We start from the raw sequence: 23569 nt of genomic DNA, 5'->3' as shown, positions 1-23569 counted from the left end.
CAATCAGCGTGGCCCAGTCGTATTTCCCCGCCCACGCGCGCGTGTTCAGTCGGTTATGCCTGCCTGCGCGCTGAATTATTCAGGAAAAGCTCACTCGCCGATGTCTTCGTCCCAGATCTCCGGGTGGCGCTCGATGAAGTTGCCCAGCAGGTCAACGCACTCCTGGTTGTCCAGGTCGATGACGTTCACGCCACTCTCGCGCAGCCAGTCGATACCGCCCTGGAAGGTGCGTGATTCACCCACCACCACGGTGCCGATGTTGAACTGCCGCACCAGCCCACTGCAGTACCAGCAGGGGGCCAGCGTGGTGACCATGATGGTGTTCTTGTAACCGCGCTGGCGACCGGCCTTGCGGAACGCATCGGTCTCGCCGTGCACGGATGGGTCGCCTTCCTGCACGCGGCGATTGTGGCCACAGCCGAGCAGGCGTCCATCGTTGTGGTAGAGCGCTGCGCCGATCGGCACGCCCCCTTCTGCCAGCCCTTGGCGGGCTTCGGCGATGGCGGTCTGCAGCAGGGCCTGGTAATCGGGGGTGGTGATCATGCGGGTCTCCGTCAGTCAGGCGGCCATGATACGGGCAGGGGGTGCCGCCGACCCCGCGCGGTGCGATAATCAGTCCATGAGCGAATCCCCCTACAAGTCCGGAACTACCCATTTCGGCTTCCGCGATGTCGATGCAAAGGACAAGCAGAAGCTGGTCGGCCAGGTCTTCACCTCGGTCGCGCGCAACTACGACCTGATGAACGACCTGATGAGCCTGGGCGTGCACCGGGTGTGGAAGCGCTACTACGTGGCGACCGCGCAGGTGAAGCCGGGTGACCGCGTGCTCGATCTTGCCGGTGGTACCGGTGACATCGCCGCCCTGTTGAAAGAGCGGGTGGGGGCCGAGGGCGCCGTCGTGGTGGGCGACATCAATGCTGGGATGCTGTCGGTCGGCCGCGATCGCCTGACCAACCGCGGCCTGGTGGCCGGGTTGGATTACGTGCAGTGCAACGCCGAGGCGCTGCCGTTCCCGGATGCCAGCTTCGACCTGGTGACCATTGCCTTCGGCCTGCGCAACGTGACCGACAAGGATGCTGCGCTGCGCGAAATGCATCGCGTGCTGAAGGTGGGCGGTCAGGCCCGCGTGCTGGAGTTCTCCGAAGTCACGCTGGACTGGTTCAAGCCGATCTACGACTTCCACTCGTTCAAGGTGCTGCCGAAGCTGGGCCGCTTGTTCGCGCGCGATTCGGACAGCTACCAGTACCTGGCCGAGAGCATCCGCAAGCATCCGCCGCAGGATGAACTGAAGGCGATGATGGGCGAGGCTGGTTTCGAGCGCTGCCACTACAAGAACCTGTCGGCTGGCATCGTCTCCATCCATTCAGGCTACAAGCTGTAAGCGGGTAGCGCCGAGCCATGCTCGGCGTCAGGGATCCGCCGAGCATGGCTATGCCGGTCGTCCTGACCGGCACCCTCCGGGCCGTCGCAAGCAACGTTGGCAGCGGCTCCTGCCGCTGCCTTCGGCGCTACCAGGGGCGGTTCAGGGGTAAAATCACGGTTTACCCCTGAAACGGTCTCGATTCATGCGTACCCCGTTCCTGCTCATTCCGCTGGCCGTGGCCATTGCCGCTGGCTGCTCCCAGGAGCCTGCAGCCCCCGCTGCCACGGCCCCGACCGCCCAGAAGGCGCCCGCTGCTCCGGTGAAGGCCGAAAATCGCAGCCACGACGAAAGTTCCTATGCCGAGCCGGACAAGGTCGTCATCAAGGACATCGCGCTGGACCTGAAGCTGGACTTCGACGCCAGGCAGATCGGCGGCACCGCGACCTACACCCTGGAGTGGAAGAACAAGGACGCCAAGCAGCTGGTGCTGGACACCCGCGCGCTCGACGTGGCCAAGGTGGAAGCCATTGCCGCCGATGGTGCGCGCAGCGCGCTGCCCTTCGTGCTGGCGCCAGTGGACAAAGTATTCGGCAGCAAGCTGACCATCGAAGCGCCGGCCCAGCCGACCAAGGTCGAGATCAGCTACCACACCGCACCGACCGCCTCGGGCCTGCAGTGGCTGGAGCCCTCGATGACCGAAGGCAAGAAACTGCCCTTCATGTTCAGCCAGTCGCAGGCGATCCACGCCCGTTCCTGGGTGCCGCTGCAGGACACGCCGAGCGTGCGCTTCACCTACAGCGCGCATGTCACCAGCCGCCCGGACGTGATGGTGCTGATGAGCGCCGACAACGATCCCAAGGCCGCGCGTGATGGCGACTACACCTTCAAGATGCCGCAGCCGATCCCGTCCTATCTGCTGGCCATCGCGGCGGGTGACCTGGTGTTCGAGCCGATCTCCGGCCGCTCCGGCGTGTGGGCCGAACCGACCATGGTCGGCAAGGCCGCCAAGGAATTCGAAGACACCGAGAAGATGATCGGTGCGGCCGAAAAGCTGTACGGCGAGTACCGTTGGGGCCGCTACGACATGCTGGTGCTGCCGCCGTCGTTCCCGTTCGGTGGCATGGAAAACCCGCGCCTGACCTTCGCAACTCCGACCGTGATCGTCGGCGACAAGTCGCTGGTCTCGCTGGTCGCCCACGAACTGGCGCACAGCTGGTCGGGCAACCTGGTGACCAACGCCAGCTGGAAGGACATCTGGCTCAACGAAGGCTTCACCACCTACGTGCAGGGCCGCATCACCGAAGCGCTGTACGGCAAGGAAATGGCCGAGATGGAGCGCCAGATCGACCAGACCGACCTGCTGGCCGAAGTGAAGGACATGAGCCCGGCCGACCAGGCGCTGGCGCTGCCGCCGCTGAACGAACGTGACCCGGACGAAGCGCTGAGCCAGGTCGCCTACGTGAAGGGTTCCTGGTTCCTGGAGTTCCTGGAACAGCGCTTCGGTCGTGAAGTGTTCGATCCCTTCCTGCGTGGCTGGTTCAACGACCATGCGTTCCAGAGCGCCAATACCGACCAGTTCGTCGAGTACCTCAAGAAGAACCTGCTGCCGAAGAATCCCAACGCAGTGACCGAGGCCGAACTGACCGCGTGGCTGGAGCAGCCGGGTATTCCGGCGTTCGCCGCCAAGGCGCAGTCGCGCAACTTCAGCAACGTGGACACCGCGCGCATCGCCTGGGAAGGCACCGGCAAGATGCCGACCAACCAGTTGACCGCCGAGTGGAGCACGCAGGAGTGGGTGCGCTTCATCGACGGCCTGGGCGCCACGCAGCCGCTGGACAAGCTGGCCGCGCTGGATCGGGTGTTCAAGTTCACCGGTACGCCCAATGGTGAAATCGCCATGCGCTGGTACCCGCTGGCCATCCGCAGTGGCTATGCGGAGGCCACGCCGGCGGCCGCCGAGTTCATCGAGCGGGTCGGCCGTCGCAAGCTGATCATGCCGATCTACGCTGAACTGGTGAAGACCCCGGAAGGCCTGGAAGTGGCCAAGGCGGCGTTTGAAAAGGCCAAGCCGGGCTACCACCCGATCACCACCGGTTCGGTGCAGGACATGCTGTCCAAGGCCGAAGCCAAGTAAGCCGCAGGCGCCGGTAGTGACGGCCGCTGGCCGTCACGCCGTAGCGTCTGGTGGGTGACGACCGTTGGTCGTCATGCCGTAGCGTCTGGTGGGGGACGACCGTTGGCCGTCACGCGGTGCATCTGCCGCTGCGCTCGCCGGGCACGGCTCGGCGCTACCGACGTGCCCGCCTCGTCACGCCTTTGCGTGCAGGGCCAGGAACATGTCCACACAGTCTTCCATCAACCGCTGCTGCGCTTCCGGCGCCAGCGGTGCCTGGCCCATCGTCACCTGCGGCCAGAACGCGAACGCCTTCAACATGCCCTGCAGTTGATGCGCCGCTTCGCCCGGCGCGACGTCCGCTCCCAGCCGGTCATCGGCCTGCGCCGCGCGTATCCAGGTCGCCAACCCTTCTTCCTTCTCCGCCAGCTTGTCCATCATCGCCCGGGCCCGTTCCGGCGCGTGCACCAGCTCGGCAATCGCCACCCGCGACAGGTCGATGAAGCTCGCATCGGACATCAAACGCATCTTCTGCCGGGTGAACCGCAACAACTGCTCCCGCAGCGGCTGCACCGCGCTGTAGGCCACGGCCTCCACCGCTTGGCTGGCTTCCCACAGTTGCCACAGGATGGCGGTGAACAGCTCGTCCTTGCTGGCGAAATGGTTGTACACCGTACGCTTTGAAACCCCCGCGACAGCGGCGATGCGGTCCATGCTGGTGGCCGCGAAACCGAAGCTGCGGAACTCGGCAACGGCGGCGGACAGGATCGCGGCGCGCTTGCGGTCGGTGAGGCGGGTAGGGCGGATATCGGCACTCATCCGGCTATTTTACACCGTCCAGTTTACTTTTCCTGAAATGGAAGTAGACTCGCCAGTGTACTTTTCAGGGCAAGCCCGAATGACCCGCCGCCTGCCGCGCCTTCTCCTTCTTTCTACGGTGTTGATCGCCATGACCCTTGGCCTGCTGACCTGCGGTGCACGTCCTGCCGCTTCCTACGAACAGTCGCCGCAGTTCCACGACGGACGCTTCCACAATCCGGCCGGCACGTCGTCGCTGGGCTTCATCGGCACGCTGGGCGTGCTGTGGCGCTTGATGGTGGAAAAGCCGAAGGACGCCACCCCGCCTGCCCCGATTCCGGTGCAGCCGCTGACCCGCCAGGCGCTGCTGGATGCGCCGGATGACAGCCTGTGGCGGATGGGCCATTCGACCCTGCTGATGAAGCTGGACGGCCACTTCTGGCTGACCGATCCGGTGTTCTCCGAGCGTGCCTCGCCGATGTCATTCATGGGGCCCAAACGCTTCCACGCCCCGCCGCTGGACATCGCCGCGCTGCCGCCGCTGACCGGCGTGATCATCTCCCATGACCATTACGATCACCTGGACCACGAGGCGATCCGCGCGCTGGCGCCGAAGGTCGACCATTTCCTCACCGCGCTGGGTGTGGGTGATCGCCTGGTGGCCTGGGGCGTGCCGGCGGAAAAGATCCAGCAGCTGGACTGGTGGCAGGAAACCGGCGTGCAGGGACTGAAGGTCACCGCCACGCCGGCGCAGCATTTCTCCGGCCGCGGGCTGTCAGATGGCAATCGCACGCTGTGGGCATCGTGGGTGATCGACAGCGGCAGCAGGCGCATCTTCTTCAGCGGCGACAGCGGTTACTTCGACGGCTTCGCGCGCATCGGCGAACGCTACGGGCCGTTCGACCTGACCCTGATCGAAACCGGTGCCTACGATGCCGACTGGGCCGATGTGCACATGCAGCCCGAGCAGAGCCTGCAGGCCCACCTGGACGTGCGTGGAGCGGTGATGATGCCCATCCATAACGGCACCTTCGACCTGGCCCTGCATCCGTGGACGGAGCCCTTTGAGCGCATCACTGCGCTGGCGGCCGAACGCGGCGTCACCCTGACCGCCCCGCAGATGGGCGAACGGCTGGATATCGGCGCCCCCGCGCCCTCCACGCACTGGTGGCGCCAGGTTGGCGAAGGCGCGGCCCCTTCCCGGTAACGACCGTTGCTCGTGGTGGGTGACGATGCTTGGTCGTGGTGGTTGATCTTTGGTCGTGGTGGGTGACCTTTGGTCGTGGTGGGTGACGACCGTTGGTCGTCACGCTCTTGGCAGGTACTGTATAGCCACGCCATCACCCCGGAATCCGCGATGAAACACCTGATCCTCGCCGCTGCCTGCGCATTGTCCCTGGCCGCCTGCAGCGATCCCGAAGCCGAACGCCAGGCGCAGCAGGCGGCCGAAGCGGCCGTGCAGGCGCAGAAGGAAGCCAAGGCCGACGAGGTAGCCCGGCAGTACGACACCGCCGTGGCGGCCAAGGACTGGGAGCGTGCCCGCATGCATGGCGGCTCGCTGCTGGACATCTACAAGGGCACCGCAGCGGCGGCGCGGATCGAACCGGGCTTTGCCGACGTCAAGGCGCAGTCGGACCAGGCGCGCAACCTGCGCCGCATGCAGGGCCTGTGGCAGTACAACCAGATCCCGGTCGGCACCAAGGGAACCCAGCGCTCTGCGTCGATTTACGGCAAGCAGCGCGTGGATGTCGACGGCAGCGGTCCAAAGCCGGTGCAGCTGGTGTTCCGCGACCATCCGCAGTGGAAACAGCACGCCTATCTGGTGCTGCAGGCCGGCGATTTCCGCTGTCCCGGCGGCTGCCGGGTGCAGGTGAGCGTGGACGGCGGCAAGCCGCGCGCGATGGCCGCGTGGCGCCCGGATACGGACGAAGCGATCGCCATGTTCATCACCGACCACGCGGCGCTGTGGAAGCTGGCGCGGCAGGCACAGGCGATCAGCATCGAGTTTCCGGTGAAGGCCGGTGGCACGCGCACCGTGGTGTTCGAAACCGGCGGCGTGGATGCCAGCCAGATGCCATGGAAATGAGTGCGCGCGCGGTGCCGGCTGTACAGCCGGCACTGGACGGACTGCGGCACTGGGTATTCGACATGGATGGCACGCTGACCGTTGCGGTGCACGACTTCCCGGCCATCAAGCGCGCGCTGGACATCGCCATGGACGAAGACATCATCGCCCACCTGGTGGCGCTGCCGGCCGATGAAGCGCGTGCCAAACGTGCGTGGTTGTTCGAGCACGAGCGCGCGCTGGCCGAGGCCGCCGTCGCGGCGGAGGGTGCCGTGGATCTGCTGCGCGCGCTGGCCGGGCAGGGAAGCAGGCTGGGCATCCTGACCCGCAACGACCACGCGGTGGCCAAGCTGACCCTGGATGCGATCGGCGTGGGCGATCTTTTCCAGGATGCGGACATCATCGGTCGCGACGAGGTCGCCCCGAAGCCGGCACCGGATGGCCTGCATTATTTCCTGGAGCGGTGGGGCATCGCCGCCACGCAGGCGGTGATGGTGGGTGACCATATGATGGACCTGGCCGCAGGGCGTGCCGCCGGCACGCATACCGTGCTGGTCAATACGCCCGGTGATCCGTGGCCCGGCATGGCCGACTGGCGCTTCGCCGATTGCCGCGCGTTGCAGGCCGCGCTGGAAAGGTGACGCGGTAGCGCCGAGCCATGCTCGGCGAGCGCAGCGGCGCTCCGGGCATTCCGCCGAGCATGGCTCGGTGCTACCACCCTGCGCGGTCAGACGTTCAGTGCGTAACCGAACTGCTGCTTGAACTGTTCGTTGAACTCATCGAAGGTGAAGCGCTGGTTCTGGGTGCCCGGGTGCTCGACCTTCAGCGCGCCCATCAGGTTGCCCATGCGGCCGATGGTCAGCCAGTCGAAGCCCTTCTGGATGCCGTAGATCAGGCCGGCGCGGAACGCATCGCCACAGCCGGTGGGGTCGACCACGCGGCGCTCGTGCGCCGGCGGAATGTCGTAGCTCTTCTCCGGGGTGTGGATGACCGCACCCTTCGGACCGCGGGTGGTGATGTACGCCTGCACCCGGCTGACGATTTCCTGCTCGTCCCAGCCGGTGCGCTCCTGCAGCAGGTTGGACTCGTAATCGTTGACCACCACGTAGTCGGCCTGTTCGATGAACGTGCGCAGCTCCGGGCCGTTGAACAGCGGCATGGCCTGGCCGGGATCGAAGATGAAGGGCACGCCGTCTTCGTGGAACTCCAGCGCGTTCTGGATCATGCCTTCGCGGCCATCCGGACCGACCAGGCCAAGGCTCACGCCCGGCACGTCGCGCACGTGGTTTTCATACGAACGCATCATCGCGCCCGGGTGGAAGGCGGTGATCTGGTTGTTGTCGTGGTCGGTGGTGATGAAGGCCTGCGGGGTGAACAGTTCTTCGATCACGCGCACGCGCGAAAGGTCGATGCCCAGTGCATCGAAATGCTCGCGGTACGGGCCGAAATCGGTGCCCACCGTGCCCATCGGGATCGGGTGGCCGCCCAGCAGGTGCAGGTTGTAGGCGATGTTGCCGGCGCAGCCGCCGAACTCGCGACGCATGCGCGGCACCAGGAACGAGACGTTCAGGATGTGCACTTTGTCCGGCAGGATGTGGTTCTTGAACTGGTCCGGGAACACCATGATGGTGTCAAAGGCAAGAGAACCACAGATCAAAGCGGACATCGATGTAAGCCTATGCGGGAATGAGTGGAGTGCTGGCCGCGGCGGTGGGCAAGCAAACGGCGCCCATGGGCGCCCGACGGCGCAAAGGTTACCGGCTGGCGCCGCCGAAGGGTAGCGCCGGGCTGTGCCGGGACTGGCATGGGCCGGTGCCGGGGCGTCTATCGGGCACGCCGGCGGGTGCGCGGTACGGGCCGAGGGCGGGATCGCCGCCCAACCTGTACCAATCGTGCCGAAAGCCAGTGAATACGCGGGTCCGGCTGGAAATATCCTTGCCCGCAGGGGGGCGGGTTGTTAGGCTTGTCTGTCTAAATTTTGCCCACGATTCCCCATTCCAGGCCGGAATTGCGCACCCCTCAGGATCACCACCTCGATGTTGAAGAAACTCCGCGGCATGTTCTCCAATGACCTGTCCATCGACCTGGGCACGGCCAACACCCTCATCTATGTGCGCGGACAGGGAATCGTGCTGAACGAGCCGTCCGTGGTCGCCGTGCGCCAGGACCGTGCCATCGGTGGCACCCGCTCGGTGGCTGCCGTCGGCGCCGAAGCCAAGCAGATGCTCGGCCGTACCCCCGGCCACATCACCACCATCCGCCCGATGAAGGACGGCGTCATCGCCGATTTCACCTACACCGAGGCGATGCTGAAGCACTTCATCAAGAAGGTGCACAAGTCGCGCTTCCTGCGCCCGAGCCCGCGCGTGCTGGTCTGCGTGCCGGCCGGTTCGACCCAGGTGGAGCGCCGCGCGATCAAGGAATCGGCCGAAGAGGCCGGTGCGCGCGACGTGTTCCTGATCGAAGAGCCGATGGCCGCGGCAATCGGTGCCGGCATGCCGGTGACCGAGGCCCGCGGTTCGATGGTCATCGATATCGGCGGCGGCACCACCGAAGTGGCGGTGATCTCGCTCAACGGCATCGTCTATTCCGCTTCGGTGCGCATCGGCGGTGACCGCTTCGATGAATCCATCACCAACTACGTGCGCCGCAACCACGGCATGCTGATCGGTGAAGCCACCGCCGAGCGGATCAAGGTGGAGCTGGGCTGCGCTTACCCGCAGGCGCAGGTGATCGAGATGGAGATCTCCGGCCGCAACCTCGCCGAGGGCGTGCCGAAGATGATCAAGATCACCTCCAACGAGGTGCTCGAAGCCCTGCACGAGCCGCTGTCCGGCATCGTCAGCGCGGTCAAGCTGGCGCTGGAACAGACCCCGCCGGAACTGTGCGCCGACGTCGCCGAGCGCGGTATCGTGCTCACCGGTGGTGGCGCCCTGCTGCGTGACATGGATCGCCTGATCTCCGAAGAAACCGGCCTGCACGTGCAGGTGGCCGACGATCCGCTGACCTGCGTGGCCCGCGGTGGCGGTCGTGCGCTGGAGCTGGTGGACATGCACGGCAACGAGTTCTTTGCGCCGGAGTAAGTCTCCCCGGCATTACGTGAGCGCCGCGCCCTTCCGGGGTGCGGCCCGCCTTCGCGGCGGGCCGGCACCGGCAGGGCGCCGTCGTGTTTCCCATCTGATTCCTAGCTGAAGCTGCATCGTGCCGCCCTACGCCGGACCCCCCATTGCTTCCCGCTCCGGCGATGCCGCCAGCCCGCTGCGGCTGCTGGCTTACCTGGTGCTGGCGATCACCCTGATCGTGCTGGACGACCAGGCCGGCTGGCTTGCGCGCCTGCGTGACCAGGCCAACGTGCTGGTACAGCCGGCCTGGAACCTGGCCGGCCTGCCCGGGCGCCTGGGCAACCAGGTGCGTGACAACGCAGCCAGCCATGGCCAGCTGGTGGCCGAGAACCGCCAGTTGCGCAACAACCTGCTGATCGCCAATGCGCGGTTGACCCGCCTACAGACCGCCGCGCTGGACAACGCGCAGCTGCGCGAACTGTTGAACGTGGCCGAGCGCAGCGGGCTGGACGTGCAGTTGGCGCCGATCCTGGATATCGACCTGGATCCGGTGAAGCAGCGCCTGGTGCTGGCTGCCGGCAGCCGCGAAGGCGTGCACGTGGGCCAGGCGGTGATCGATGCCGGCGGGCTGATGGGGCAGGTGATCAGCGTGACCGCCAGTACCTCCACCGTGCTGCTGCTGACTGACCCGGACCATGCGGTGCCGGTGACGGTGGCGCGCAACGGCGTGCGCCTGATCGTCTATGGGCGCGGCGATACGCTTGAACTGCGCGATATTCCGCTGGGTGCGGGCGTGGAAGTGGGCGATGAGATCGTCACCTCCGGGCTGGGCGGGCGGTTCCCGGTTGGTTTCCCGGTGGGCAGCATCGCTGCGCTGCGCCCCGATGACACGCATGCCTTCCTGGTAGGTGAGCTGAAGCCCGCCGCGGCGTTGGATCGCGGTCGCGACGTGTTATTGCTGCGGCCGGGCTCGCCGATCCGGATCCCGCCGCCGACCCCGGTAGCGACGGCCGCTCGCCGTCAATCCACGGATGCTGACGGCCAGCGGCCGTCACTACCCACCACGCCTGACGACCAACGGTCGTCACCTACCGAAGCGGCCGCGGCTCCGGTAGCGCCGAGCCCTGCTCGGCGTGAACCCACCGGGGTGCGACCGTGAGCCGCCTGCGCGACAACCGCTGGGTGCTGCCGCTCAGCCTGGTGGTGGCGCTGCTGCTGGGGCTGTTGCCGCTGCCGGCGCTGCTGCAGCCGCTGCGTCCGTACTGGCTGGCGTTGGTGCTGGCCTACTGGGTGATCGAAGCCCCCGACCGGGTAGGCCTGGGCGTAGCGTTCGCCACCGGCGTGATCGCCGATTTCCTGTACGGCGGCGTGCTCGGCGAACAGGCGCTGCGGCTGGTGATCATGGCCTTCATCCTGCAGCGTTTCCGCGCCCGCATCCGCTTCTTCCCGATGTCCCAGCAGATCCTCGCCATCGGCGGCCTGCTGTTCAACGACCGCATCGTGAGTGCCGTGGTGCACGTGGTGGTGGGCGAGCCCACCCTGCCGTGGGCCTACTGGTGGGCACCGCTGCTGGGCATGGCGCTATGGCCGCTGGTGTTCGTGCTGCTGGATGCAGTGCGCTTCGGACGGCGCGGACGCTGACATGAGTTCGCGCCGCGCGGTCAAGAATCCACATGCCGAGGCCGAACAGTTCCGCCGTCGCGCGGCACTGGGGTTCCTCGGCGTGCTGCTGTGCCTGGGTGGGCTGGGCGGCTGGTATTTCAAGCTGCAGGTGATGGACCACGAGATCTACGCCACACGCTCGGAGGCCAACCGCATCAAGCCGCGTCCGGTGGTGCCCGGGCGCGGCATGATCTACGACCGCAATGGCCGCCTGCTGGCCGAGAACGTGCCGGCGTTCCGCCTGGACGTCACCCCGGACAAGGTCAAGGACATGGACGCCACCCTGGCCGGGCTGGCGAAGATCTTCCCGCTCAGCGAGGAAGAGATCGAAGCGTTCAACCGATCGCGCAAGGCGCGTCGCAGCTTCCTGCCGGTCACCTTGAAACTGCGCGTCAGCGAAGAGGAGATGGCACGCTTCGCGGTGGATCGCTGGCGCTTCCCCGGTGTCGAGCTGGAGCCCTACCTGACCCGGCGCTATCCCTTCGGCGATCTGTTCGCGCATGTCATCGGCTATGTCGGCCGGGTGGATGACAAGGACCTGGAGATGCTGGGCGAGCGCAACGCGGCCCTGACCCACATCGGAAAATCCGGGCTGGAGCGCTACTACGAACAACAACTGCGCGGCCGTGTCGGCTACGAACAGGTGGAAACCAACGTGCAGGGCCGCGCGATCCGCACCGTCGGCCGGGTGGCGGCGCAGTCCGGCACCGACCTGCGGCTGTCCATCGACGCCGACCTGCAGCGCGCGATGGTGGCCGCCTTCGGCGTGCAGGAAGGCGCGGCGGTGGCGATGGACCCGCGCACCGGTGAGGTGCTGGCGATGGTCAGCCTGCCTTCGTATGACGCCAATCTGTTCGTCAACGGCATCTCGCACGCGGATTTCCGCGCGCTCAACGACAACCCCTCGCGTCCGCAGTTCAACCGGCTGGTGCTGGGCGGGGTGGCGCCGGGTTCGACGCTGAAGCCGCTGATCGGCCTGGCCGGGCTGGATGCCGGGGTACGCAAGCCGGAGGACAAGGTACTTTCCACTGGCATGTTCTACCTGCCCGGTACCCGTCGTGGGTGGGGTGATGCGCACCGTGGTGGCCATGGTTGGACCGACCTGCGCAAATCCATCGCCCAGTCGGTCAATACGTATTACTACCGGTTGGCGCTGGACCTGGGGATCGAGCGCTTCGACCACTACATGGAGTACTACGGCTTCGGCAAGCCGACCGGCATCGACCTGACCGGCGAGATCGGCGGCATCCTGCCTTCGCCGGCGTACAAGGCCAAGACCCGCAAGGAGCGCTGGTACCCCGGCGACACGGTGAACGTGAGCATCGGCCAGGGCGACTGGAAAGTGACGCCGCTGCAACTGGTGCGCGGCGTCAGTGGCATCGCCAGCGGACAGCTGCGCACGCCGCACCTGGTGATGCAGCAGCGCGCCGGCTTCGACAGCGACTGGACCATGACGCCGGCAAGTGAAACCAAGCCCCTCAGCCCCAACCCGAACAACGTGCAGGCGGTGCGCGAAGGCATGATGGCGACCATGCAGCCGGGCGGCAGCGGCGCGCGCATGGCCGCCGGGGCGCCGTATGTCATGGCCGGCAAGACCGGCACCGCACAGGTGATCAGTCGCAAGGGCACTGCAGCCGTCGATCCGCGCAGCCTGCCGCTGCACCTGCGCCATCGTTCGCTGTTCGTCGGTTTCGCGCCGGCCGACAACCCGGTCATCGCCATCGCGGTGGCGGTGGAGGGTGGCGGCTACGGCGGCTCGGCGGCCGCTCCGATCGCGCGCAAGGTGTTCGATGCGTGGCTGCTGGGCAAGATGCCCGAGGGCGTGCTGCCGCTGGACGTGGAGCGCGGCAGCGTGGCCTTCGGTCCCACCGCCTTCGACAACGAAGACAGCAGCGCCCGCGCCAATGGCGATGCTGCGGCGATGGAAGCCGGCGAGCTGCCGGTGCAGGTCGGGCCGCCGGTCGCGGAGCCCGCCACCCCGGTAGCGCCGATCCATGATCGGCGGGCGCCCGCCCCGGAGCCCGCCGCCCCGGTAGCGCCGATCCATGATCGGCGGACGCTCTCCCCGGAGCCCGCCCGATGAAGGACTTCCTGCGCTGGGCCGGCGACATGCTGGTGCGCTTCTTCAGCACCCTGGACTGGATGCTGTGCGCGGCGCTCGGCGCATTGATGCTGATCGGCCTGGCCACGCTGAAGAGCGCCGGGGGCGATGGTCTGGTATTTGCCCAGGGTGCGCGGTTCGCCGTCGGTCTGGCCGCGATGTGGGGTATTTCGCGGGTGCCGATCCTGCGCATCCGCTCGGCCACGCCGATGATCTACGCCATCTCGATGATCCCGCTGCTGGCGGTGTTCGCCATCGGTACCGGCAAGTACGGGCGGCAGTGGCTGGACCTCAAGCTGTTCTACCTGCAGCCGGCCGAGTTGTTGAAGGTCAGCCTGCCGATGATGGTGGCCTGGTACCTGCACCGCATGCCGCTGCCGCCGCGCTTCACGACCGTGCTGGTAAGCATGCTGATCATCGGCGCGCCCACTGCCGCGGTGATGCTGCAGCCGGACTTCGGTACCGGCGTGCTGATCGCCGCCAGCGGGGTGTTCGTACTGCTGCTGGCCGGCCTGCCATGGTGGTGGGTGGGGCTGGGCGTGGGGGGCGTGGCCGCGGTCGCGCCGGTGGCCTGGTTCTGGTTGCTGATGCCGTACCAGAAGGATCGCATCATGATGTTCCTGGACCCGGAAATGGATGCGCTGGGGGCCGGCTGGAACATCATCCAGTCCAAGATCGCGATCGGATCCGGTGGGCTGGACGGCAAGGGCTGGGGGCAGGGCTCACAGTCGCACCTGAACTTCATCCCCGAGCAGACGACGGACTTCGCATTTTCGGTGCTGAGCGAAGAGTTCGGCTGGATCGGCGTGGCGCTGGTGCTGGCCCTGTATCTGGTGGTGATCGGCCGCTGCCTGTGGATCGCCAGCCAGTCACGCGATTCCTACTCGCGCCTGCTCGCCGGCGCCACCGGCCTGGCGTTCTTCGTCTATGTGCTGGTCAACGGCGGCATGATCTCCGGCCTGCTGCCGGTGGTGGGCGTGCCGATGCCGCTGATCAGCTACGGCGGCACCTCGGCAGTGTCGTTGCTGGCCGGCTTCGGGTTGGTGATGGCCGTGCGCAGCCACAACCCCGTTCACGGCGGTTACCGGTAGCCACAGGGGTCAGAGTCCGTTTCCTGCGGAAAAGGACGCTGACCCCGTGTTGACCCCTCCGCGATTCGTTTCCCTGCGATGAAGATTTCACACTTCAAGTGCGCAGTGCGTCACATTTCCGAACACTGTTGATTCGGATCAATGGTTTTGACGCAAACGGCCTGCACAATGGCGCCCGTCAGGCAGGGCGCGTTCATCTTCTACGCCGACCACCTGGCGAACCGCAGCACGACCTCACGTTTTGCCGCCTGCTCTGGGGAGATGCAGGGGCAGTATTGGATGGTCCGTCAGGCCGGTTGCGCCCGTCGGGGGATGGGGGCGCAACCGGCTTGTTCGTTGCCGGTCTTCACGCTGGTTTTACAAAGAGGCAGCGGATTAACCAATCCTTTGCTATTCATGGTGTTAGGGGTTTTATTTCATCCATGACCTGCTAACCTGCGGCGATGATCCGACGTACTCTGGCCTGCATGCTCACCCTCGGCCTGGTCGCCTGCGCGACCCAGCCGTCGAGTCCTCCACCGCCTTCGCAGGCAACCGTGGCGCCGCACAAGCCGGCATCCGGACAGAACAAGGGACCGGCTGAAGCCGCGCCCGAATCGGCTGCGTCCAGCGCACCGCCGGTGGACCTCACTCCGGTCCCCTTTGAAACAGCACGCGCAAACTTCATTCGCGACACCGCCGCCGCGCACGGGCTCGATCCCGCCTATATCGCCAGCGTGCTCGACCAGGCGCAGGTACGCCAGCCGATCATCGCCGCCATGTCGCGCCCAGCGGAGCGGGTGAAGCCGTGGAACGAGTACCGCCCGATCTTCATCAGCCAGGCGCGCATCGACGGCGGCAGGAAGTTCCTCGCCGAACACCGCGATGAGCTGATGCGTGTGCAACAGCGCACCGGCGTGCCGGCCGAAGTCATCGTGGCCATCATCGGCGTGGAAACCAGCTACGGCGGCAACACCGGCAACCACCGCGTGCTGGATGCGCTGTATACCCTGGCCTTCTATTACCCGCGCAGCGGCGATCCGGCCAAGCTGGAACGCGAAGTCCGCCGCGAACTGTTCTTCCGCGACGAACTGGCCAAGGCCTTCGTGCTGGCGCGCGACGAAAAGCTGGACATCACCACGCTCAAGGGCAGCTATGCCGGGGCGATGGGCATGGGCCAGTTCATGCCGTCCAGTTACCTGGATTTCGCCGTGGACGGCAACGGTGACGGTCGCCGTGACCTCTTCAACAGCTACGACGACGTGTTCTCGTCCATCGCCAATTACTTCGTCAAGAAGGGCGGCTGGGTGCGCGGCGGACAGGTTGCCGTGCCCGCCACGCTGGCGGCCGGACGCGAAGAATTCAATCCGACCGAATGGACCCCAAGCTGGTCGCTGCAGGATCTGGCTGCACGCGGCTACACGCCCAACGCGGCCGTGCAGCCCGGCGCCACCGCCACCCCGATCACCCTGGAAGGCAGCACCGGCAAGCAGTACTGGCTGGGCTTCCAGAACTATTACGCCATCACCCGATACAACATCTCCAAGATGTACGCGATGGCCGTGTTCCAGCTGTCGCAGGCCATCGCAGGACAGGAGCTGCCACCGGCATGAACATCAGATGGTGGGTCCCCGGAGCGTTGATCCTTGCGCTGGCCGCATGCAGCAGCGCGCCCAAGAAACCCGGTGGAACCGCCAGCACGGGCGGCAAGCCGGCCACCACGGTGGTGCAGGGCAAAGGCGGCGGCCGTCCCGCGCACTGCCCGGAAGGGTCGCCGTACGCGGCCGCGTCGGAAGACCTCGCCACCCGCGGCAACTACACCGCTGGCGGCCTGTACAAGCCGGGGGTGAAGGACACCACGCCAACCTATATCCCCAACGTGGCCTGCATCCCGGAGCCGGAAGTGCAGGAGCTGGCCCGCTCGGCCATCGGCAACCGGTCGCCCTATGAGGTGCTGGGCAAGAAGTACAAGGTGATGGACAGCACCCGGGGTTATGCCGAAAAGGGCACGGCCTCCTACTACGGTGCCAAGTTCCACGGGCGGCTGACCTCCAACCGCGAGGTCTATGACATGTACCAGTTCACCGCCGCGCACAAGACCCTGCCACTGCCGAGCTTCGCCCGGGTGACCAACCTGGACAACGGCGAATCGGTGATCGTGCGGGTCAACGACCGGGGCCCGTTCCACGACGGCCGCGTGATTGATCTCAGCTACGCGGCCGCGGTGCGCCTGGGCATCACCCAGCGCGGCACCGGCAACGTGGAAGTGCGCGCGCTGCAGCCGGGCGAGGGCAACCTGCTGGCCGACGCCAAACCGACCCGTGCCGAGCGCCGCGCCACTACCATGGTGGCGGCCACGGCGGCGGCGCCCTCGGCCATCGATGCCCTGGTGAACCGCCTGCCGGCCGAAGCACCGGCTGCGGCCACCCGGGAACCGGCACCGCGAGCGGTGGCCGCCGCCGCAAAGCCCCCCACTGGCGCGGAGGCCTACCGTTACCGCGTTGCCGACAGCGCCAAGCCCGGTTCGGCCGACAACTTCGACCGCTGGATGCGCGATAACAACGTGCGCGTTGCCACCGGCAAACCCGCTGCCCCGGTAGTGACGGCCGCTGGCCGTCGACCCGATAAACCCTCCGCAACCGCCCGGCCCGCCGCCATGGCAACCGCAGCCGTCGCGGCGCAGCCGCCCACGCTGTCCGAAAAGGTCCTCGGCAACGTGCTCCTGCAGGTGGCCAGCTTTGCCAGCCGCGACAACGCCACCCGTGCGCAGGGTCAGTTGACCGCTGCGGGCATCGTCGGTGCGACCATCAGCGATATCGCCGCTGGCGGTCGCACCCTGTGGCGCCTGCGGGTGCCGGCCAACGACCACGCCAATGCGACGGAACTTGCCGGCCGCATTGCCGGTCTTGGTTTCGGCGCCCCGCAGATCGTCAAGGAATGACATTCCCCGGCGTGGCCTGACGCCCTGCCGCGCCGCGCTTGCCGACCGCCTACAATGGCGGTCGTTTTCCCCTTCCGACCTTGGCCGCTCCAGGAGCCTGCCCGCCCATGAAATTCCGTTTTGCCGCCACTGCGCTGGCCGCCACCCTGCTGGTGGGCCTGGCCCATGCCCAGACCCCGCTGCCGACCCCGGCCGCTCCGGCTGCGACCACTGCACCGACCGCCGTGGCGACGCCGCCGGCGCCGGTCCCCAGCGTGTCCAAAGCCTGGATCCTGATGGATTACGCGTCCGGCCAGGTCCTCGCCGGTGAGAACGTCGACGCCCAGCTCGCCCCGGCCAGCATCACCAAGGTGATGACCAGCTACGTCGTTGCCGCCGAAGTGAAGAACGGCAAGGTCAAGCCCGACGACCAGGTGATGATGAGCGAACGCGCATGGCGCGAAGGCGGCGCCGGTACCGACGGCAGCTACAGCGGCTTCCCGGTCAACCAGACCGCGCGTCTGGAAGACATGGAAAAGGGCATGGCGATCCAGTCCGGCAACGATGCTGCCATCGCGCTGGCCGAACACGTGGCCGGCAGCGAAGAAGCGTTCGCCTCGCTGATGAACAGCTACGCCGCGAAGATCGGCATGACCAACTCGCACTTCGTCAACGCCCACGGCCTGACCGCCGAAGGCCACCACAGCACGGCGCGTGACCTGGCACTGCTGGGCCGCGCGTTCGTGCGCGATTACCCGGAAACCTATGCCTACAACAAGGTGAAGGAATTCACCGTGGGCAACATCAAGCAGCCCAACCGCAACCTGTTGTTGTGGCGCGATGGCAGCGTTGACGGCATCAAGACCGGCCACACCTCCGCCGCAGGCTACTGCCTGATGAGCTCCGCGCAGCGCGGTGACCAGCGCCTGATCGCGGTGGTGTTGGGCGGCGCATCGGAGAAGCAGCGTGCCGATGACAGCCTGGCGCTGTTGAACTGGGGCTTCCGCTTCTTTGAAACCCATCGCCTGTACGAGCCCGGCAAGGTGGTCGCCGAGCACAAGGTGTGGAAGGGCACCGCCGACACCGTGCAGCTGGGCGTAGCGCAGCCGATGCTGGTCAGCCTGCCGCGTGGCCGCTATAACGACCTGAAGCCGAGCATCGATGTGCCCAAGTCGCTGGTGGCGCCGTTCACCGCAGGCCAGCAGATCGGCACGCTGAAGGTGACGCTGGATGGCAAGGTGGTCGCACAGGCACCGCTGGTGGCGATCGCTGCGGTCGAAGAAGCCGGCTTCTTCAAGCGTCTGTGGCACAGCTTCTGGATGTGGTGGGAATCGGAATAACCGGCGGCGGTAGCGCCGACCCCTGGTCGGCGAGCGCAGCGGCAAACGGCAGAAGCGTGACGACCAACGGTCGTCACCCACCAGCAGCGGTCGTCACCCACCGGCAGTCGCGTCCGATGGAGATGCGGCGCCGACTGCGTAGGATCGCGTGCCTGGGCGGCGGCAGGGGAGATCCGCCGGTGGCCTTCCCGCCGGCTTACAGCGAACGGCTGATGGTGAAGCTGCCGAAGATCGGCGATTGCCGCTGTCCGTCGAACTCCTTGGTGCTGTGATAGCGCGCCAGGGCGAACTTCCAGCGTCCGCGCATCACCGCCACGCCGTAGCCCCCCTGTGCCACCACAGGCTTCTTGTCCACGCTGTGGCTGTTGCGGAAGGTGTTGCCGTCCAGGGTGATATCGCGGATCACCCAGGCCGCATCGGTGGTGGCGAACAGGTGCCACGACCAGCCACTGGGCCGGCCACCACGCGAGGGCGCGGTGTTCTCGCCTGCGGGCCGCAGCGGTGTGCTGCCGAAATCATCCGGCAGTTTCCAGCCGAAGCGCACTTCGCCACCGGCATTGAGGTGGGTGGCCAGGTTGCCGACCGCGCCGCCGTAGTGGCTTATCGCATCCCACCCCCAGCCGCTGGCGTTGTCGGTGGCATCGCGCGGCCAACGGTTCATCCGTTCGTGGGTCAGCATCACCACCGGCTCGTTGTGCAGCTGGTTGTCCCAGCCCTGGAATTTGTCATCGCCCAGCAGGTCATGCACACCGTCCTGGACTTCCTTGCCCAGTGCCCAGGGACCGACCACGCCCAGCGTCAGCTGGGTGGTCTGCAGGTAATTGCCGCGCCGCGCGTTGTAGCCGAAGCTGCCGACCAGAACGCCTGCGTAGGGACGGTCATCTTCGATGACGTCCTTGCGGGTGAAATCGCTCGGCGTGAAGATGCCCTGGGCGATGCTGAAGATCATGTTCTGCTGCTCGAACTCGCCCGGATGCAGCGCTTCCAGGTGGCTGTTGACCCAGCGCGCCAAGCGCGGCAGGCAGGGGTCGTCGGTGAAGTCCACCAGGTTCGGGGATACGAAGGTGATCTGCGCGCCGTTGGTATAGCCCTGGTCCTGGTCGGCACCACCGAACAGGTCGTTGTCCACGCGGAAATTGATCTGCGGGGGATGATCGGCCAGCGCACTCTGGCTGCATTGATCGGCGGCGTGGGCAGGGAGGGCGAGGGCCATCAGGCTGGTCAGCCCGAGGGCTGCCGCGATACGCGTGGGGTGCATGGAATTCCAGAGGGCTGTTTTGACGTTTTTCTCCTAAATACGGTAGCGCCGATGTGAATTCGGATCGACGGCCGTGGCCGGTCTGGTCCGTTCCGCACGTGGACTTCTACGCCGCGCGTTCGTACCGTCCCGTCGGCGGGTTGAAAAAAGTGATGAGCGTCACGTTAATTTGCCTTCCGCGCGTCCAATTGGACCGTTGTTCAGCCGCGGTTGCCGTTGGAACAGCGGTGTTTTATCCTCTGCGCCGGCGCCAGAGGGCGCTGTTCAAGGATTCCGGCCTGCCACCACCGGCCTCTCTCAACCCAATGGATTGCGCGCCGCCTGCAACGGGCAGGCGCGCTGGACAACAGACATGACCCAACAGAATTCGTTCGCCACCCTCGTGGTCACCGCCGTGCTGGGCGTTGGCCTGATGGCCGTCAGTGCTCCTGCCTCGGCCGGCCTGCGTGACAGCTTCAGCTCCAGCCGTACCTCCGCGCAGGAGCAGAGCAAGCAGGGCCAGGCGCAGATCCCGGTCTGCACCAAGCCGCTGGGCTCGATTTCGGTGATCGAACCGGAAGACGTGGTGAACTGGTGGACCGGGCAGCAGCTGCCGGCGCCTTCCAAGCTGATCAAGGTGTTCGTCAACAAGTCCAAGTGCTTCACCCTGGTCGACCGTGGCGTCGGCATGGCCGCCGCCCAGGCCGAGCGCGCGCTGGCTTCGGAAGGTGAGCTGCGTGGCCGTTCGAACATCGGCAAGGGCCAGATCCGCGCGGCCGATTACGTGCTCGTGCCCGACCTGATCTCGCAGAACAGCAATGCCAGCGGGAATGCGATCGGAGGGCTGCTGGGTGGGCTGATCGGCGGCAAGGCCGGTGCCGTGGTGGGTGGGCTGAACTTCCGCAGCAAGACTGCGGACGTCACCCTGACCCTGACCGACGTGCGTTCGTCCGAGCAGGTCGCGATCGTGGAAGGCAATTCGAAGAAGACCGACCTGGGCTGGGGTGCTGGCGGCGGCCTGTTCGGCGGTGGCGGCATCGGCGCGATGGGCGTGGGCGGCTATGCCAACACCGAACTGGGCCAGGTGATCACCCTGGCCTACCTGCAGGCCTACACCAACATGGTGAACGAGCTGGGCGGCCTGCCGGCCGACGCCTCCGCCGCCAACAGCAGCCAGGCCGTGACCATGCTGAAGGCCGGCCGCCTGCTGGCCAATTCCAAGGGCACCGGCGCGGCCGTGCGTGACCTGGAACCGGGCATGCTGCTGTACCCCACCGGCCAGAAGGACGGCACGATGTGGGAAGTGGAAGACGAGATGGGCAACAAGGGCTGGGTCAATTCCACGTCCATGCAGCTGGCCAAGTAAGGCGGGGAGTGACGGCCACCGGCCGTCATTCACCGAAGCCGGAGCGGTAGCGCCGAGCCATGCTCGGCGAGCGTAGCGGCAAGGGCAAAGGCGTGACGACCAACGGTCGTCACCCACCAGAGGGCCAGCGGCCGTCACCACCGATCCGACCCCCTTGGGTTTGATCTGCGGCGGCCCGATAATGGGCGGATGGAAATCAAGTCCGACAATCCCGAACACGGCTTCCAGTTCCCCGGGCAGTTCGAGCTCAGCGCCATGGGCGCGGCCAACTCCGGGCTGGAAGTGGAACTCCCCAAGCTGCTGATGGCCGCTGGCATTGACGTGCTCAACGAGCAGATCAGCTGGAAGCACTCCTCCAACGGCAAGTACGTCTCGGTGCGCATGGCATTCACCGCCCGCGACCGCGCCCAGTACGACCTCGCCCACGAGGTGCTGCGCGAGCATCCGGAAGTAAAGTGGACGCTGTAGCACCGGCGGTAGTGACGGCCGCTGGCTGTCAATCGTCCCAGGGCCGTCAATCCCAGCCCGCCGTAGTCCGCGACCTCGGTCGCCAGCCCTACGAACCGGTCTGGCGCGCGATGCAGCGCTTCACCGACCAGCGCGACGAGGATACCGCCGACGAACTATGGGTGGTCGAGCACGACCCGGTGTTCACCCTGGGCCAGGCCGGCAAGCCCGAACACGTGCTCGCCCCCGGGGACATCCCGGTGGTGAAAGTGGACCGCGGCGGCCAGGTGACCTATCACGGCCCCGGCCAGATCGTGGTCTACCCCTTGCTGCGCCTGCCGCGGCTGGGTATCGGCGTGCGTGATTACGTATGCCGGATCGAACAGGCCATCATCGATACCCTTGCCGAGTGGAATATCGGCGCGGAACGCCAGGACGGCGCCCCGGGCGTGTACGTGGGGGGAGCCAAGGTGGCCGCGCTCGGCATCCGGGTCCGCCGCGGCTGCACCTTCCATGGCCTGGCGTTCAACGTCGCGATGGACCTGGAACCCTTCCGCCGCATCAACCCCTGCGGTTACCAGGGGCTGCAGGTGACCACGATGGTAGACTTGGGCGGGCCCTCCGGCATGGCAGCCGTCAAGCCCGTCCTGCTGGACAACCTGGCGCGCCAGTTCGGCCTGCACCTGCAGCCGTCCTCCACGCAGCCGGACCTGTCTGCCTGACCGAACCCATACCACGCGGCCCCATTGCCGCCGGGAACACCATGACCGAACAGACTGCCCGCACCATTCCCCTGCAGATGCTGCAGGGCGATTCCGCTCCCGCCGCCGCGCCGTTGCAGGCCGGCGTCAAACAGCTGGGCGGTGACAAGATCAACCGCTCGCCGGTGCAGTTCGCCGACGCGCCGGTGCTGCGCAAGCCGTCCTGGATCCGCGTGCGCATTCCCTCCGGCAATGCGGTGCAGAACCTGAAGGCCAAGCTGCGCGAGAACCGTCTGGTGACGGTCTGCGAAGAGGCCAGCTGCCCCAACATCCACGAGTGCTTCAGCCACGGCACTGCGACCTTCATGATCCTCGGCGAGGTCTGCACCCGCCGCTGCTCGTTCTGCGACGTGGCCCACGGCCGGCCCAAGCCGCCGGATGCCAACGAGCCGGCCACCCTTGGCCAGACCGTGGCCGACATGGGCCTGAAATACGTGGTGGTGACCAGTGTCGACCGCGATGACCTGCGTGACGGCGGTGCGCAGCACTTCGTCGACTGCATCACCGCCATCCGTGCGAAGTCGCCCGGCACCCGCATCGAAGTGCTGACCCCGGACTTCCGTGGCAAGGGCCGCATGGAACGTGCGCTGGAGATCCTGGCGCAGAACCCGCCGGATGTGTTCAACCACAACATCGAAACCGTGCCGGACCTGTACCGCAACGTGCGTCCGGGCGCGGATTACCAGTGGTCGCTGACCCTGCTGAAGAACTTCAAGGCGCAGCACCCGGGCGTGCCGACCAAGAGCGGCATCATGCTGGGGCTGGGCGAAGCGTTCGAGCAGATCAAGGCCACCATGCGCGACCTGCGCGCGCACGACGTGGACATGATCACCATCGGCCAGTACCTGCAGCCGACCGCGCACCACCATCCGGTGCTGAAGTACTGGACGCCGGAAGATTACAAGGCGCTGGAAGACTACGGCTACGAGCTGGGCTTCAGCCATGTGGCGTCCGGCCCCATGGTGCGCTCGTCGTACCACGCCGACGTGCAGGCCAAGGGCGCCGGCGTCGCCTGAGCGGTTCCCGCTGCGCTCGCTGAGCATGGCGATGCCGGCCCTCCTGACCGGCACCCTCCGGGCCGTCGCAAGCGACGTTGGCAGCGGCTCCTGCCGCTGCCTTCGGCGCTACCGGGGGGGTGACGGCCGCGGGCCGTCCGCTACTGCTTCGGTGGGTGACGACTGTTGGTCGTCACGCTTTCTGACCGGCACCCTCCGGGCCGTCGCAAGCGACGTTGGCAGCGGCTCCTGCCGCTGCCTTCAGCGCT

Annotated in this window: 21 protein-coding genes; 17 read left to right on the top strand and 4 right to left on the bottom strand. The window is 66.6% G+C overall.

Annotation, left to right across the window (positions count from 1 at the left end):
- Positions 1–90 precede the first annotated feature (90 nt).
- The gene (locus H9654_RS04520) at positions 91–543 is read right to left on the bottom strand and encodes a nucleoside deaminase (protein ID WP_101098902.1); all 453 of its coding nucleotides are present in this window, start codon (positions 541–543) and stop codon (positions 91–93) included.
- Between the two features lie 76 nt (positions 544–619).
- Here H9654_RS04520 and ubiE point away from each other — a divergent pair, with 76 nt between their 5' ends.
- Together ubiE and H9654_RS04510 are read left to right on the top strand one after the other, a co-directional pair.
- The gene (gene ubiE, locus H9654_RS04515; RefSeq protein ID WP_101098903.1) at positions 620–1381 is read left to right on the top strand and encodes a bifunctional demethylmenaquinone methyltransferase/2-methoxy-6-polyprenyl-1,4-benzoquinol methylase UbiE; all 762 of its coding nucleotides are present in this window, start codon (positions 620–622) and stop codon (positions 1379–1381) included.
- 184 nt (positions 1382–1565) lie between these two features.
- A complete protein-coding gene (locus H9654_RS04510) occupies positions 1566–3497 on the top strand; it encodes a M1 family metallopeptidase (RefSeq protein WP_191769376.1) in 1932 nt (643 codons plus the stop codon).
- A gap of 174 nt (positions 3498–3671) precedes the next feature.
- Here H9654_RS04510 and H9654_RS04505 read toward each other — a convergent pair whose 3' ends face one another.
- A complete protein-coding gene (locus tag H9654_RS04505; RefSeq protein WP_191769374.1) occupies positions 3672–4295 on the bottom strand; it encodes a TetR/AcrR family transcriptional regulator in 624 nt (207 codons plus the stop codon).
- 130 nt (positions 4296–4425) lie between these two features.
- Between H9654_RS04505 and H9654_RS04500 the strand changes: the two genes are divergently transcribed.
- From H9654_RS04500 to H9654_RS04490, 3 genes are all read left to right on the top strand, one after another.
- Positions 4426–5481, top strand: a complete 1056-nt coding sequence (locus H9654_RS04500) for an MBL fold metallo-hydrolase (RefSeq protein WP_225211876.1) — start codon at positions 4426–4428, stop codon at positions 5479–5481.
- Positions 5482–5631: 150 nt separating this feature from the next.
- A complete protein-coding gene (locus tag H9654_RS04495) occupies positions 5632–6360 on the top strand; it encodes a hypothetical protein (RefSeq protein ID WP_191769370.1) in 729 nt (242 codons plus the stop codon).
- Complete coding sequence (locus H9654_RS04490; RefSeq protein WP_191769368.1) at positions 6357–6980, top strand: HAD family hydrolase; 624 nt, start codon at positions 6357–6359, stop codon at positions 6978–6980. Before H9654_RS04495 ends, H9654_RS04490 begins: the two co-directional genes overlap by 4 nt.
- Positions 6981–7066: 86 nt before the next feature.
- Here H9654_RS04490 and H9654_RS04485 read toward each other — a convergent pair whose 3' ends face one another.
- A complete protein-coding gene (locus H9654_RS04485; RefSeq protein ID WP_191769366.1) occupies positions 7067–8005 on the bottom strand; it encodes a carbohydrate kinase family protein in 939 nt (312 codons plus the stop codon).
- 370 nt (positions 8006–8375) lie between these two features.
- Here H9654_RS04485 and H9654_RS04480 point away from each other — a divergent pair, with 370 nt between their 5' ends.
- The 8 genes from H9654_RS04480 (at position 8376) to H9654_RS04445 (ending at position 18494) form a co-directional block, all read left to right on the top strand.
- On the top strand, positions 8376–9422 hold the full coding sequence (locus H9654_RS04480) for a rod shape-determining protein (protein ID WP_057509333.1): 1047 nt from the start codon (positions 8376–8378) through the stop codon (positions 9420–9422).
- Between the two features lie 118 nt (positions 9423–9540).
- On the top strand, positions 9541–10560 hold the full coding sequence (mreC, locus tag H9654_RS04475; protein ID WP_191769364.1) for a rod shape-determining protein MreC: 1020 nt from the start codon (positions 9541–9543) through the stop codon (positions 10558–10560).
- On the top strand, positions 10557–11042 hold the full coding sequence (gene mreD, locus H9654_RS04470; RefSeq protein ID WP_101098910.1) for a rod shape-determining protein MreD: 486 nt from the start codon (positions 10557–10559) through the stop codon (positions 11040–11042). The genes mreC and mreD overlap by 4 nt, the downstream gene beginning before the upstream one ends.
- Before the next feature lies 1 nt (position 11043).
- The gene (gene mrdA / locus H9654_RS04465) at positions 11044–13146 is read left to right on the top strand and encodes a penicillin-binding protein 2 (RefSeq protein ID WP_191769362.1); all 2103 of its coding nucleotides are present in this window, start codon (positions 11044–11046) and stop codon (positions 13144–13146) included.
- Positions 13143–14255, top strand: a complete 1113-nt coding sequence (gene rodA / locus H9654_RS04460; protein WP_101098912.1) for a rod shape-determining protein RodA — start codon at positions 13143–13145, stop codon at positions 14253–14255. The genes mrdA and rodA overlap by 4 nt, the downstream gene beginning before the upstream one ends.
- Before the next feature lie 443 nt (positions 14256–14698).
- Positions 14699–15847 carry a lytic murein transglycosylase B gene (gene mltB / locus H9654_RS04455; RefSeq protein ID WP_182657328.1) on the top strand — a complete coding sequence of 383 codons (1149 nt, stop codon included), beginning with the start codon at positions 14699–14701 and terminating at the stop codon, positions 15845–15847.
- Complete coding sequence (locus H9654_RS04450) at positions 15844–17175, top strand: septal ring lytic transglycosylase RlpA family protein (RefSeq protein WP_191769360.1); 1332 nt, start codon at positions 15844–15846, stop codon at positions 17173–17175. Before mltB ends, H9654_RS04450 begins: the two co-directional genes overlap by 4 nt.
- Before the next feature lie 107 nt (positions 17176–17282).
- On the top strand, positions 17283–18494 hold the full coding sequence (locus H9654_RS04445) for a D-alanyl-D-alanine carboxypeptidase family protein (RefSeq protein ID WP_182657326.1): 1212 nt from the start codon (positions 17283–17285) through the stop codon (positions 18492–18494).
- Between the two features lie 196 nt (positions 18495–18690).
- Here the strand turns inward: H9654_RS04445 and H9654_RS04440 are convergent, their stop codons facing one another.
- Entirely contained in the window at positions 18691–19752 is a 1062-nt protein-coding gene (locus H9654_RS04440; RefSeq protein ID WP_101098917.1) for a lipid A deacylase LpxR family protein, read from the bottom strand.
- Positions 19753–20104: 352 nt separating this feature from the next.
- Between H9654_RS04440 and H9654_RS04435 the strand changes: the two genes are divergently transcribed.
- The 4 genes from H9654_RS04435 to lipA all read left to right on the top strand — a co-directional run bounded on the left by H9654_RS04435 (position 20105) and on the right by lipA (position 23321).
- On the top strand, positions 20105–21097 hold the full coding sequence (locus H9654_RS04435; RefSeq protein ID WP_042615460.1) for a CsgG/HfaB family protein: 993 nt from the start codon (positions 20105–20107) through the stop codon (positions 21095–21097).
- Between the two features lie 189 nt (positions 21098–21286).
- Entirely contained in the window at positions 21287–21565 is a 279-nt protein-coding gene (locus tag H9654_RS04430) for a DUF493 family protein (protein ID WP_101098918.1), read from the top strand.
- Positions 21566–21576: 11 nt separating this feature from the next.
- Complete coding sequence (gene lipB, locus H9654_RS04425) at positions 21577–22266, top strand: lipoyl(octanoyl) transferase LipB (protein ID WP_191769634.1); 690 nt, start codon at positions 21577–21579, stop codon at positions 22264–22266.
- Between the two features lie 41 nt (positions 22267–22307).
- Positions 22308–23321: a lipoyl synthase gene (lipA, locus tag H9654_RS04420; protein WP_191769359.1), complete on the top strand. Its 1014-nt coding sequence runs from the start codon at positions 22308–22310 to the stop codon at positions 23319–23321.
- Positions 23322–23569: the final 248 nt, after the last annotated feature.

Origin of the sequence: Stenotrophomonas lacuserhaii, from assembly GCF_014836545.1 — a bacterium.
GTDB lineage: Bacteria > Pseudomonadota > Gammaproteobacteria > Xanthomonadales > Xanthomonadaceae > Stenotrophomonas > Stenotrophomonas lacuserhaii.
This window is presented reverse-complemented; position numbering and strand designations above follow the sequence as displayed.

Excerpts from the sequence above, each read along its gene's own strand:
- H9654_RS04520 (WP_101098902.1), bottom strand. The coding sequence starts at position 543 with ATGATCACCACCCCCGATTACCAGGCCCTGCTGCAGACCGCCATCGCC.
- ubiE (WP_101098903.1), top strand. The coding sequence starts at position 620 with ATGAGCGAATCCCCCTACAAGTCCGGAACTACCCATTTCGGCTTCCGC.
- H9654_RS04510 (WP_191769376.1), top strand. The coding sequence starts at position 1,566 with ATGCGTACCCCGTTCCTGCTCATTCCGCTGGCCGTGGCCATTGCCGCT.
- H9654_RS04505 (WP_191769374.1), bottom strand. The coding sequence starts at position 4,295 with ATGAGTGCCGATATCCGCCCTACCCGCCTCACCGACCGCAAGCGCGCC.
- H9654_RS04500 (WP_225211876.1), top strand. The coding sequence starts at position 4,426 with ATGACCCTTGGCCTGCTGACCTGCGGTGCACGTCCTGCCGCTTCCTAC.
- H9654_RS04495 (WP_191769370.1), top strand. The coding sequence starts at position 5,632 with ATGAAACACCTGATCCTCGCCGCTGCCTGCGCATTGTCCCTGGCCGCC.
- H9654_RS04490 (WP_191769368.1), top strand. The coding sequence starts at position 6,357 with ATGAGTGCGCGCGCGGTGCCGGCTGTACAGCCGGCACTGGACGGACTG.
- H9654_RS04485 (WP_191769366.1), bottom strand. The coding sequence starts at position 8,005 with ATGTCCGCTTTGATCTGTGGTTCTCTTGCCTTTGACACCATCATGGTG.
- H9654_RS04480 (WP_057509333.1), top strand. The coding sequence starts at position 8,376 with ATGTTGAAGAAACTCCGCGGCATGTTCTCCAATGACCTGTCCATCGAC.
- mrdA (WP_191769362.1), top strand. The coding sequence starts at position 11,044 with ATGAGTTCGCGCCGCGCGGTCAAGAATCCACATGCCGAGGCCGAACAG.
- rodA (WP_101098912.1), top strand. The coding sequence starts at position 13,143 with ATGAAGGACTTCCTGCGCTGGGCCGGCGACATGCTGGTGCGCTTCTTC.
- mltB (WP_182657328.1), top strand. The coding sequence starts at position 14,699 with ATGATCCGACGTACTCTGGCCTGCATGCTCACCCTCGGCCTGGTCGCC.
- H9654_RS04450 (WP_191769360.1), top strand. The coding sequence starts at position 15,844 with ATGAACATCAGATGGTGGGTCCCCGGAGCGTTGATCCTTGCGCTGGCC.
- H9654_RS04445 (WP_182657326.1), top strand. The coding sequence starts at position 17,283 with ATGAAATTCCGTTTTGCCGCCACTGCGCTGGCCGCCACCCTGCTGGTG.
- H9654_RS04440 (WP_101098917.1), bottom strand. The coding sequence starts at position 19,752 with ATGCACCCCACGCGTATCGCGGCAGCCCTCGGGCTGACCAGCCTGATG.
- H9654_RS04435 (WP_042615460.1), top strand. The coding sequence starts at position 20,105 with ATGACCCAACAGAATTCGTTCGCCACCCTCGTGGTCACCGCCGTGCTG.
- H9654_RS04430 (WP_101098918.1), top strand. The coding sequence starts at position 21,287 with ATGGAAATCAAGTCCGACAATCCCGAACACGGCTTCCAGTTCCCCGGG.
- lipA (WP_191769359.1), top strand. The coding sequence starts at position 22,308 with ATGACCGAACAGACTGCCCGCACCATTCCCCTGCAGATGCTGCAGGGC.